Source organism: Companilactobacillus muriivasis (genome assembly GCF_036246245.1).
In the GTDB taxonomy this organism is placed as follows: Bacteria; Bacillota; Bacilli; order Lactobacillales; family Lactobacillaceae; genus Companilactobacillus; species Companilactobacillus muriivasis.
This window is the reverse complement of record NZ_BTTQ01000002.1, coordinates 160,520-172,781: the sequence shown is the minus strand read 5'-3', so window position 1 is coordinate 172,781 and position 12,262 is coordinate 160,520. Positions and strand designations below refer to the sequence as shown.

At 37.4% G+C, this 12,262-nt stretch carries 11 protein-coding genes and 1 riboswitch; of the genes, 1 reads left to right on the top strand and 10 read right to left on the bottom strand.

All coding sequences use genetic code 11. The features are described from left to right. The first annotated feature begins 10 nt into the window (after nucleotides 1–10). Nucleotides 11–136, top strand: a complete 126-nt coding sequence (locus tag AAA923_RS03695) for a DUF4044 domain-containing protein (RefSeq protein WP_435890159.1) — start codon at nucleotides 11–13, stop codon at nucleotides 134–136. 78 nt (nucleotides 137–214) lie between these two features. On the opposite strand, the gene thiT is transcribed toward AAA923_RS03695, so the two are convergent. From thiT to thiI, 10 genes are all read right to left on the bottom strand, one after another. Beyond that, complete coding sequence (gene thiT / locus AAA923_RS03690; RefSeq protein WP_338214640.1) at nucleotides 215–796, bottom strand: energy-coupled thiamine transporter ThiT; 582 nt, start codon at nucleotides 794–796, stop codon at nucleotides 215–217. A gap of 49 nt (nucleotides 797–845) precedes the next feature. Then, nucleotides 846–947, bottom strand: a riboswitch (TPP riboswitch). 32 nt (nucleotides 948–979) lie between these two features. Next, nucleotides 980–1,777 (bottom strand): septum site-determining protein MinD, encoded by a 798-nt coding sequence (gene minD / locus AAA923_RS03685; RefSeq protein ID WP_338214638.1) that lies wholly within the window; start codon nucleotides 1,775–1,777, stop codon nucleotides 980–982. A gap of 2 nt (nucleotides 1,778–1,779) precedes the next feature. After that, nucleotides 1,780–2,448 (bottom strand): septum site-determining protein MinC, encoded by a 669-nt coding sequence (locus tag AAA923_RS03680; RefSeq protein WP_338214637.1) that lies wholly within the window; start codon nucleotides 2,446–2,448, stop codon nucleotides 1,780–1,782. Beyond that, nucleotides 2,445–2,987, bottom strand: a complete 543-nt coding sequence (mreD, locus tag AAA923_RS03675; RefSeq protein ID WP_041499491.1) for a rod shape-determining protein MreD — start codon at nucleotides 2,985–2,987, stop codon at nucleotides 2,445–2,447. Before mreD ends, AAA923_RS03680 begins: the two co-directional genes overlap by 4 nt. After that, nucleotides 2,987–3,847, bottom strand: coding sequence for a rod shape-determining protein MreC (mreC, locus tag AAA923_RS03670; RefSeq protein ID WP_041499492.1), 861 nt, complete (start codon nucleotides 3,845–3,847; stop codon nucleotides 2,987–2,989). Before mreC ends, mreD begins: the two co-directional genes overlap by 1 nt. Before the next feature lie 531 nt (nucleotides 3,848–4,378). Further along, on the bottom strand, nucleotides 4,379–5,380 hold the full coding sequence (locus AAA923_RS03665; RefSeq protein WP_338214635.1) for a rod shape-determining protein: 1,002 nt from the start codon (nucleotides 5,378–5,380) through the stop codon (nucleotides 4,379–4,381). A 94-nt stretch (nucleotides 5,381–5,474) separates the two neighbouring features. Beyond that, nucleotides 5,475–6,113 carry a RadC family protein gene (radC, locus tag AAA923_RS03660; RefSeq protein WP_041499494.1) on the bottom strand — a complete coding sequence of 213 codons (639 nt, stop codon included), beginning with the start codon at nucleotides 6,111–6,113 and terminating at the stop codon, nucleotides 5,475–5,477. Between the two features lie 8 nt (nucleotides 6,114–6,121). Next, nucleotides 6,122–7,387, bottom strand: a complete 1,266-nt coding sequence (locus AAA923_RS03655) for a bifunctional folylpolyglutamate synthase/dihydrofolate synthase (protein ID WP_338214632.1) — start codon at nucleotides 7,385–7,387, stop codon at nucleotides 6,122–6,124. 161 nt (nucleotides 7,388–7,548) lie between these two features. Continuing rightward, nucleotides 7,549–10,197: a valine--tRNA ligase gene (locus AAA923_RS03650; RefSeq protein ID WP_041499497.1), complete on the bottom strand. Its 2,649-nt coding sequence runs from the start codon at nucleotides 10,195–10,197 to the stop codon at nucleotides 7,549–7,551. 839 nt (nucleotides 10,198–11,036) lie between these two features. Beyond that, a complete protein-coding gene (thiI, locus tag AAA923_RS03645) occupies nucleotides 11,037–12,254 on the bottom strand; it encodes a tRNA uracil 4-sulfurtransferase ThiI (protein ID WP_338214629.1) in 1,218 nt (405 codons plus the stop codon). Nucleotides 12,255–12,262: the final 8 nt, after the last annotated feature.

Genomic DNA, 12,262 nt, shown 5'->3' with positions numbered 1-12,262 from the left:
TAATTAGGTGGTGGATGTTTTGGACGAGAAAAAACCTAAAAGCACTTTAACTAAAATTACACAAGTTGTTGTTTGGCTTATGATTCTTGTAACAATTGGCGGTGTAGTTTTAGGTGCTGTGATGAGTTTTATTTAACCTTTGAAAACGTTTATAAAACAACGCAAAAAGCGCTCTGAATTTTAATAATTCAGAACGCTTTTTTAATGTGCTTGTTTAGTTTTTCACGACAATCAATTGCTTAAAGACACGGTTCAAAGCAAATACTAGGACTAATAGCATCAACATATTGGCAACAAAACTACCACCATTGATTACTAATGAGTAAATCCATGGGTTCATACCCTTTGGTGCATAGGTTCCCCAGTAAATACCACCAGCTAGAAAATGGAAGAAATACTTGGCGAAAAATCCTAAAGCTGAATATAGCAAGATTAAACCAATACCACTCTTACCTTGTTCCAATGCCCGTTTAACTGGTTTACTTCCTAGACCGACCAAACCAACGACCCCAAATGCTAACGGATATTCAACGATTCCTTGAAATAGATTCAAGAAACCACCATGACTGAATCCAAATAATACTAGATCCAACAATCCCCAGACAAATCCAGTCATTAATCCGGCCTTAACCCCACGGCGTAAAGCGTAAATTGCCATTGGAATCAAACCATAAACGAACTCAATCGCAGAAACACCTGTCGTATGTGGCACAAACGAAAGAGCTAGAGCCAAAGCTGTAATTATGGCTCCTTCTGTGATTACGAGCAACTCGCTGTTTTTTCCAACATTAGTCATAAAAAAGAACTCCCTTCTGATTTTTAGTCATCACAAGAGAGTTCGAGCATCTGCTTGAACAACACTATCCCTACGCATGTATTAACATAACAGGTTTAAAGGGTCTGAACTAAACGTTCACTCTCAGCCAAAGGCTCCCCCTGTGTTGACTTATTCAATTACAAAAGGATTGTACCATAGCGCTTACTTTCTACCAAACACTCTGCCCCAAAAGCCAACTTTTTTTGGATGATCGAATAAATTCAAAGGAATGTTTTCACCCAACATCCGACGAGCAATATTTTGATAACTGTGACCTGCATCACTGTACTCATCAAAAGCGACGGTATGACCAGTATTTGAAGCTGAGATAACTCTATCCTCATCAACGACAATTCCCAACAAAGGAATACCTAAATGATTAACAATATCCTCTATTTTCATAGATGTTCCATCATTGATCATATTTTTACGAATTCGGTTAATTATCAAATGAGGTGTGATAGGCATGTTCATATTCTCAAGAATACCAACTACACGATCGGCATCACTCACAGAAGCAACCTCTGGATTGGTTACAACTAAGGCACCATCTGCAATCGAGACTGCATTTTGAAAACCATATTCAATCCCAGCCGGACAATCAATCATTACGAAATCAAAACGTTGTTTCAATTCATTAATAATATTGCCAATGGAATCTTTATCTAAAACATATTTATCAGCAAACTGTGAAGCTGCCAATAAATACAAATTGTCTTCAAAATGTGGGTCACGAACTAGAGCTTGCGAAACCACAACACGATGTTGGGCCACATCCACGATATCGTAAACGATTCGATTAGTTAGACCCATGACCGCATCAAGATTTCGTAATCCAATATCTAAATCGACCATGCAAACTTTTTTGCCAAGGCTTGCCAAGACAGTACTAACATTTGCAGTCGTAGTAGTTTTGCCAACTCCGCCTTTTCCAGAAGTTACAACTATTGATATCCCCATAGCTAACCTGTCCTTTTTCCTAAATCATTTAATCTATCTTTATAATTCGTTAAATCATCAACACTGATTGAGTGTAAATCATCGATAAATGCAAATTTACCAGCTTGAAATTCATCCTTATTGTCGTCAGTCACAATTTCGATTACATCGGCAATTCGCAACTGATCAATACCTTTGAGATTACCAAAAATGGCAGCCTTGGTATTATCAGGATAGCCAGCTTGTAAAATACCGTTGACCTCACCTAAGACATAAATTGAACCAGTTGTGCATATTTGTGCATCCCGGTGCAATGTTCCAAGAAAAATCAAATCACCTTCGTAATCCAATTTCTGACCGCTACGGACGATTCCTGATTCGATATTCGTCTTGTTTGCTTTCAAAACTTCAGCAACTTTAACTTTATCCTCAACATCAGCTTGAATATCTTTCAATTCCAATTGTGGATACTTATCGAAAAATTCCCTGATTCCATCTTTTTGGTCCTCAGTTAACAGGCGACGACCAGTTTTAACCGTAAAATAAATGACATCATCATTCTCATTGGTTGACTCAACGTTTTGCTGCATAATCAATTCTTTTAACTTTTTAAATGCATTAACGTAATTGGCTTTATCATCCATTATTACTGAAAAGCCATTTTTATCACCCTTTAAAATGATATCTTTCATTTATTATCCCTCCGATATTTCACCAGCCATTCGGATAAATTATTCATTGGAATATATAAAATAAAAAATACGACGATATTCCAAAGCAACGTTGGTCCTAATGTATACGTGATGAAATCAAAAACATTTGTATTAGTCTGTTGCAACAATCTTTCCAACAGATAAATACCTGACTGTAAGAATGTCAGCGACAAAAAGTAAATCGACAATTCATAACCTAAATTATTTTTTACTAGTAAAAATTTAAAGTGATCAATCCCGACCATCAATAATGGCAAGAGTATCGTATACAATCCAATAATTCCATAATAATAAGAATCATAGATCAATCCAAAAATCACTCCGTAAAGTATCAGCTGACGACGGTTATCAATACGCATCGTCAACATAACAATCATCATTAACATCAGTTGTGGCAAGATAGCAAATGTTCCATGATTCATATTATTCAAAAAGGCCCACTTGATTAACCCATCTAGGTAAAACGCAAGAGAAATGAATAATACTTGACCGACTATCTTTCGATTTTTAATGTTCATTAATTTTCACCACTAACTGATGACTTAATAACAGTTACAACGGTGAAGTTACGCAATTCGGCAGCAGGTGTAATATAAACAGAATTTGTCATTCCGTAATTATCCTTCTTAATTCCATAAACTTTACCAATGTACAATCCACGTGGTGTCAAACCACCTAAACCAGATGTGATGACGCTTTGGCCTTTTTTGATGTTCTTAGTTGAGTTGACATTTTCCATGACTAAATCGCCTGTAGAACTGTCATAACGACTAACAACACCAGTAATATTTTTATTTTCACCTAAGATTTCAGAAGCAAATTTATCATTTAATTCGTTATCAGTTGAAATCAACTCAACTTTAGAACTAATCTTATCAACTTCGACGATACGACCAATCAAACCTTTACCAGACATAACAGGCATATCTTTCTTGATACCACTTGTTTGACCACGATTGATTGTCAAATAACTTTGCCAACTACTTGGTGAACGAGTCAAAACAGAGGCATTAACAGTTGTGTAGTCTGTCAATGTACCATCAAGTTTCAACTCTTGTTTGAGTTTCTTATTTTCATCTTGAACTACTGCTAGCTTAGCCTTATTTTGTGCCAATTCACCAATTCTGGCTTTAAGACGTTTGTTTTCAGAATATGTATTATACAAATCGGAAAATTCTGAGGTAGCATTTTTAACAGCATTCGTAGGATAAGCAAAGACTCCCCCAACGACACTGACGACATCATTACCAACTTGTTGAACGACTGGCGGCGTATCTTTGTTATCACGGATATTAACCGTAACTGCCAGCAGTCCAAAAGTAACGATAATAAGTATCATTAAAATAATTAATTTTTTATTTGAAAAAAACTTTTGCATTGCTTCCTCCTAGTAGATCAGCTAACTAAAGGTTTTTCTTTTTCCGCCTACGGGTGGACATGAATTTTATCCGCTGTGAGGAACGGTGCGAGCCAAAGTTCGGTCTCGCGCCTCGCTGCAGATAAAATCATGCCCACCCTTCGGCTAAGGTTTCCATAATATTGAATATCAATTAATTTTTACACACTTATTAAATAATTGAACGCCTAAACGAGCAAATTTATAAATATATTATGATAATCCTAAATATTTCATAGGAATATCTATACCAAGAAATAAATTAGTCGGAAGAGCTGAGAAGTATTCACCAGCAGTGGAAGTGGCGTTAGAGCTTTAGCTCTTACACCACCGGGCGCGTTTGAAGGCTTGCCATAGTTCGGCAAGTCTTCAAGCCGAGGTTCGAGACCGCACTTCGGCTCGAATCGGTCCGCACAGCAGGCGAAATACTTCCCAGCTCTGGAGACGGCAACCAATAAAATGATTTTACCATTATTAATCTTTAGTCAAATAAAAAAACGGGAATTAACCCGCTTATTTTTGGCGACGCATTACATCGATATTTTTAAGTGATTCACCAGTACCGATGGCCACACAATCTAGTGGGTCTTGAGCAATGAATACAGGAACTCCCGTTGCTTCAGATATTACCTCTGGCAAGTGATGTAATAATGCACCACCACCAGTAAGAACGATACCATGATCGATAACATCGGCAGCAATTTCAGGAGAAGTTTCCTCAAGAGTTTCTTTAATTGTTTCAATGATCTCTTCAACGTTTTCGTGAATAGCTGTCGCAATATCTTCACCAGATAATTGAACTGTCTTTGGCAAACCTGTTACTAAGTCACGTCCACGAATTTGCATTGATTCGATTTCTTTTGATTTTTCAATTGATGCTGAACCAATTTGGATTTTAACATCTTCAGCAGTTCTTTCACCAATTTGAAGGTTAAAGTTTGACTTAATGTATGCAGAAATTGATTCGTCAAACTTGTCACCAGCCACACGGATTGAACGTGATGAAACGATACCACCTAATGAAATTGTAGCAACATCAGTTGTACCACCACCAATATCAACAACCATATTACCTGTTGGATCCATAACTGGAAGTCCAGCACCAATAGCTGCTGCGAATGGTTCTTCAATTACGTAAGCTTCACGAGCACCGGCATGTTGTGTAGCTTCAATAACGGCTCTCTTTTCAACTTCAGTAACACCACTTGGAACACAAACCATGACTGAGGGTTTTGAGTTGTTAGCGGATTTTTCGATGAAATACTTCATCATAGCTGCTGTTGTGTCATAATCGGCAATTACACCGTCACGCATTGGACGAATTGCAGAAATACTACCCGGTGTACGACCAATCATTTCACGTGCATCTGAACCAACTGCAACGATTTCTCCAGTGTTATTATTTTTTGCAACAACTGAAGGTTCATTTAAAACTATACCTTTTCCTTCAGCATAAACTAGAGTATTTGCAGTTCCCAAGTCTATACCGAGCTTCTTTGATCCAATACCAAACAATTTATTTTCTCTCCTTTAAAGTACACACCACATTTTACGCTAAACAAAATTATATCATAGAAAACGCCGATTTAAAGCACGACGAAATCATATCCTAAATTAAATTTAAGGTCTTTAGGCTAGAATAAGTTTTTTTCGTAATAATTAAATGGTCAATTAAGTTTATTCCTATTAATTGGCAGCTTTTTTTCAACCGCAAACTAAAGTCCTGATCATTCGTTGAAAACATCAGTGAACCATTTGGATGATTGTGCGCCACGATGATTTGTGTCGCTGACATAGAAATGGCTTCACGTAAAATATCCCGTGGATGAACAGTTGCTTGATCGACCGTACCAATAAAAATAACCCTTTCATCGATTACATGATAACTATTATTTAAATAAACAGCCACTAGTTTCTCTTGTGGAGTGTTTCCAATTTTATTTATTAAATGCTGACCTACATCGTCTACGGAAACAACTTTTTCAGATAATGTATCAGATTGAATTTTTCGACTGCCTAATTCAATCGCGGCTAAAACTTTACAAGCTTGTGCCACCCCAATACCATTAAACGACATCAATTGTCTTAAACTCAAATTTAAACCACCAGAATCACAAATGATTTTCTTAGATAAGTCCACAACTGAATTATTTTTGGTTCCATTGCCAATGATCACGGCCAATAATTCTTCATTTTTTAAGGTGCTGACACCATGAGCTAGAATTTTTTCTCTTAAATTTATCATCATAAATCAAATTACGAGAAATAATTCTCCAAATCCGAAATTAGATAAAATGATCCAGTAATCAATAATAATTGATTCCGATTCATCCCTGCCATGATTTTCTGTAATTCTTCACGATAATTTTCAACGAAGGAAACGTTGGTGTACTCTGACAAATTATAATCATCTGCCGTAGCTGAACGCGCCATATCAAGTTTTGTAATATAAACATGATCAACTTTTGGTGCCAACTCTTCGAGAATTTCATGACGATCTTTATCTTTCATTCCAGCGTACAAAACAATTATATCCTTATTTTCATAGTTTTTAATCAAAGAATTAATTAAATTGTAAATTGCTGAAATATTATGTGCTCCATCCATCAAAACTAATGGTTTTTGCTGCACAATTTGTGCCCTTCCTGGTAAATGATTTTTATCCAAATTTTCAACAATCATTTCGGTTGAGTACGTTTCTTGCTGAATCTTTTCATAGAGAACGAATGCCTTAATTGCAATCGCTGCATTCATTGCTGTGGTTTTTTCAAATCCCTGACAATGAATTCCCTCTACTGCTACTTTATCATCATAATATGTAAACGAAACATCAAAATTATTATTTTTATAATTTCTTATACCGAAATCATGATCAAATTCAAAAATTGGACTGTTCTGGGTAGTTGCTGTTGATTCGACAATTGGACGAACCGAACCATGGAGACTACCAGTTACAATTGGCTTTTCAAATTTAATAATGTCTGATTTTTCTTCAGCAATGTCTTGAATTGTAGGTCCAATCAACTTTTCATGATCCAAATCAATTGAAGTAATAATTGAGAGTACTGGTGTAATGACATTAGTTTTATCATGCTTAGCACCAATCCCTGCTTCAATCACCGCGACATCGACACGACCACGGAAATAAAAGTAACCTAAAATAGTTACAAATTCAAATTCTGCTAACGGAATATCACCAATTTTATCTTTAATATAATTCACATCATCCAATAAATCGGTATCAGAAATATATTGATGATTAATCTGAATCCGTTCATTGAAACGATTGATGAATGGCGACGTAAACATCCCCACTCTTTTGCCACTGCCTTCTAATAGATTTGCCAAAAAATTAGTTGTCGACCCTTTACCATTGGTACCGGTAATATGAATCGTCTGATAATCATTTTGCGGGTCTCCTAAAAGATGCAGTGCCTGTTTTATATTGTCGAGATTATTCGTCCGATGAAATTTCGGTAAAGCATGAATATAATTCACAGCAGCCTGATAATTTTCTAACAATTTTATCGCTCCAATTTTTTTAAACAAAAAGGGACGGGCATGTGCCCCTCCCCTTTTGTCATTATATACTCAATTATTCTTAATTTCGCATAGTACTAGTTAAATATTCCGTCTACAGAGCTGGGAAATATTTATAATAAGCCGTCAATTAACAACCTATATTATTTATTATCTTTTAATTGTTGAATTCTTTGTTCAACCTTAGCTTGACGTGATTGATAGTCAGCTAATTTTTCTTTTTGCTCAGCGACAACTTTTTCAGGTGCCTTATCAACGAAGTTCTTGTTTGATAATTTCTTATCTAAACGAGTAATTTCTTGATTCAATTTCTTCATTTCATCATTTTGACGAGCAATTTCATCATCGATGTTAATCAATTCAGCCAATGGAACATACAATTCAGCGCTGTTTGTTACAGCCGTCATTGCCAAAGCTGGAGCTTTCAAGTCAGCAGCAACTTTCAATTCCTTAGGGTGCATGAAACGGTCGATGTATTCTTTGTTGTTCAAAATAACAGCTTTAACATCATCATCTTGTGGCTTGATCATGATATCAACAGCTTTAGACATTGGTGCATTAGCTTCCAAACGAATCTTACGAAGTGACTTGATCAAGTCGATCAAAATATCCATTTGACCCATAGCGTCTTCATTGTCTAATTCGGCGTGATATTCAGGATACTTAGCGTGCATGATTGTCTTACCATTGTGTGGCATTGTCAACCAAATCTTTTCAGTAACGAAAGGCATGATTGGGTGCATTAGACGAAGTGTTTGGTCAAGAACGTATGCCAAAATCATCTTCTTTTGTTTCTTAGCAGCTTCATCGTCACCAGTAAGTGTTGCCTTACTCATTTCAATGTACCAGTCACAGAAATCATTCCAGATAAAGTTGTATAGATTACGACCAACTTCACCAAACTCAAAACTGTCCATCAAACGATTGACTTCTTTAACTGTAGAATTCAATTTTGTCAAAATCCACTTATCAGACAAATCGTATGTAGTTACGGCTGAAAGATCATCCATAGCTGGAGTATCGTCATCAAGATTCATGATAACGTAACGTGATGCATTCCAGATTTTATTGATGAAGTTCCAAGCTGAATCCATCTTGTCATAACTGAAACGTGTATCTTGTCCAGGAGTTGAACCGTTCAACAAGAACCAACGCAATGCATCGGCACCATATTTTTTGATAACGTCCATCGGATCGATACCATTACCAAGTGACTTACTCATCTTGCGACCTTGTTCATCACGAATCAAGCCGTGAATAACAGCATTCTTAAATGGCTTTTTACCAGTGAATTTCAAACTTTGGAAAATCATTCGAGAAACCCAGAAGAAAATAATATCGTAACCAGTAACTAATGTATCAGTTGGGAAGTAACGTTTGTAATCTTCTGCATTTTCGTCTGGCCAACCCATAGTTGAAAATGGCCATAAGGCACTTGAGAACCATGTATCAAGTACATCTGATTCTTGATCCCAGTTTTCGATATCCTTAGGTGCTTCTTCACCAACGTAAGTTTCACCAGTCTTCTTGTTATACCAAGCTGGAATTTGGTGTCCCCACCATAGTTGACGTGAAATGACCCAATCATGAACGTTATCCATCCATTGTGTAAAGGTATCTTCAAAACGTTCTGGTACAAAGTTAACTTTGTCATCAGTCTTTTGTTGCTTCAAAGCCATTTCAGCTAATGGTTTCATCTTAACGAACCATTGTGTTGAAAGTCTTGGTTCAACTTGAACGCCTGAACGTTCTGAGTGTCCAACACTGTGAACGTAAGGTTCGATATTAATCATGTAACCTGCATCTTGCAAATCTTTAACAATAGCTTTACGAGCTTCAAAACGATCCATGCCATTATATTTACCAGCATTTTCATTCATTGTTCCGTCAGCGTTCATTGTGTTGATACGTTCAAGGTCATGTCTGTTACCAACAGCAAAGTCATTAGGGTCATGGGCTGGAGTGATTTTAACCATACCAGTACCAAAGTCTTTATCAACGTAGTGGTCAGTGATAATTGGAATCTTACGGTCAACTAAAGGTACGATGATTTCTTTACCAACGATGTCCTTGTAACGGTCATCATCAGGTGCAACGGCAACGGCAACATCACCAAACATAGTTTCTGGACGTGTTGTGGCAATTTCGATGAAACCTGAACCATCAGCGTATGGATACTTAACGTGATAGAAAGCACCTTGATCATCTTGGTGAATAACTTCAATATCTGACAAAGCAGTTTGTAGTTGTGGATCCCAGTTGATAATGTATTCGCCACGGTAGATCAAACCTTCGTTATAAAGCTTAACAAAGACCTTACGAACAGCCTTTGACAAACCTTCATCCAAGGTAAATCTTTCACGTGAGTAATCAAGTGATAGACCTAATTTACCCCATTGTGACTTGATAATAGAAGCAAATTCATCCTTCCACTTCCAAACTTCGTCAACAAACTTTTCACGGCCAAGGTCATAACGAGTAATACCTTGTTCACGTAATTTAGCTTCAACTTTAGCTTGAGTAGCGATACCGGCATGATCCATACCAGGCAAGTACAAAGTATCGTAACCTTGCATACGTTTGTAACGAATCAAAGTATCTTGAATAGTAGTATCCCAAGCGTGACCCAAGTGCAACTTACCAGTAACATTTGGTGGTGGGATAACGATTGAATAAGGTTTAGCTTTCTTGTCGCCAGAAGGTTTGAAATCATCATCATCAAGCCAAGCTTGGTAACGTCCTTCTTCGACTTCATTAGGATTATATTTCGTATCCATGTCGATTTCTCTCATAGTTTGTTTCTCCTTTTTATAAAACATTAATTAACTTATTTTGAGTGATGCCGTATCCGGGTGCGCAACTTGAAGCCTGCTGTGGGACCGGTGCGAGCCAAAGCACGGTCTCGCGCCTCGCTTTGGAGCTTTGCACAGTTCGCAAATCTCAAAAGACGTCCTTGTGCTGTAAGACCGGAAAACCACCAGCCTAACACCACTGCCACTGCGGGTTTCAAGTTGCGCACCCGGCTACTAATGTTTCTTTTATTTGATAAATATTTTGAACTAATCATTAAATGAATTGGTAAATGAATGTCACTAAATATATTGAAAATAACATCAATATAATGACATCCCTCAAAGCCACGAGACTTCGTCCTATTAGGATAGAATCTATTTAATTAATACCCGAGCCAGAGGTTGACCGTATATGGAGACAGCTGTGGAGGTGGCGTTAGTGCTTTAGCACTTACACCACAGGGCGAGTTTGGAGACTTGCCGATTTTGCAAGGCTTCAAACCGAGGGGCGAGACCTTGGCTCGACCCGGTCCTCATAGCGGCTCCATATACGGTCAACCTCTGGCGGCATCTTTCAAAAAACCAAGTAACAAAAAAAGACCCCATCCTCAATAGGACGAAGTCTCGCGGTACCACCTAAATTAAGAACCATAAAATGGCTCTTCACTCAACAGATAACGGTGGCCCGATCATTTAAATGATAGCTCACAGGTAACAGTTTCCCAGTTCGATTCGGCAATTCTCAACAACATGCCTTCTCTGAAATCTAGCTGAAAAACACTCCTGCTCATAGCTGATATTTTGATGATAAATCATAAACCAAGAAACGTCAATTAATTTTATAGCAAACTATTGATGTTTTCTTGATCACTTTCCATGAATTTGTCGCCTGGTTGGATAGTTGTAATCTTAATTCCAGCCATTGAACGTTCGATCAAGCCATCAATATCAAGAGAACTTTCAAACTTACGAGTCTTCTCGATATTTGGACGTGTCTTTGGTGAAGGTGGAGCAAAGACTGTACAACAGTCCTCAAATGGTTGAATAGACAAATTGAATGTATCAATATTTTCAGCTAAACGAATAATTTCTGTCTTATCCATTGTAGCTACCGGACGCAAGATTGGTGTTGTTGTAACATCATTGATTGCGGCCATACTTTCCAATGTCTGTGAAGCAACTTGACCAACTGCCTCACCGTTAAAGATTGCTAGACCATGACGTTGTTCGCGGATCAAATCAGTCAATCTCAACATGAAACGACGTTGGATAGTCATCAAGTAACCTTCTGGAACACTTGATTTGATAGTTTCTTGAATTTCAGCAAAAGGAACTTCGATAAAGTTGATGTGACCACCAAAGGCAGTCAATTTAGAAGTTAATTCCTTAGCCTTGTTCAAAGCTTGTTCTGATGTGTATGGAGGACTGAAGAAGTGAACCATTTCAATATCAACACCACGCTTCATTGCTAAGTATCCAGCAACAGGTGAATCAATACCACCAGAGAGCATCAACATAGCCTTTCCAGCTGTACCAACAGGTAAACCACCGGCACCTTTAACAGTTAAGTATGACAAGTAAATCCCATCTTGACGAACTTCAACTGAAATCTTGATATCAGGTTTCTTCATTTCAACATCGATACCAGGGAATTCATCACAAATTGCATCCCCAAGTTGTAAATTGATTTGGTTAGTATCCAGTGGATATTCGTGGTCAGAACGCTTAGTTCCAACTTTAAAACTCATGCCGGGCTTATAAGCTTCATGCATCATTTCGATAGCTTTCTTCTTAACATCTTCAAAATCACGGGAAACTTTAACACTCAATGAAAAAGTTTGGATACCAAAGACATTCTTTAGTCGATCCATAACCGGCTTGGCATCAGTTCCATTAAGGTTGATGTGTAGACGGTCACGATGTGGTTGCATTCTAAGGTCAGGAAAGTCTTTCAAAACCTTTGCCACGTTACCATGCAAACGGTCGATAAAACTCTTTCTGTTTTTTCCTTTAGTTGATAGTTCGCCGTAACGAACCATAATTTCAGTATATTCCATCAAATTCT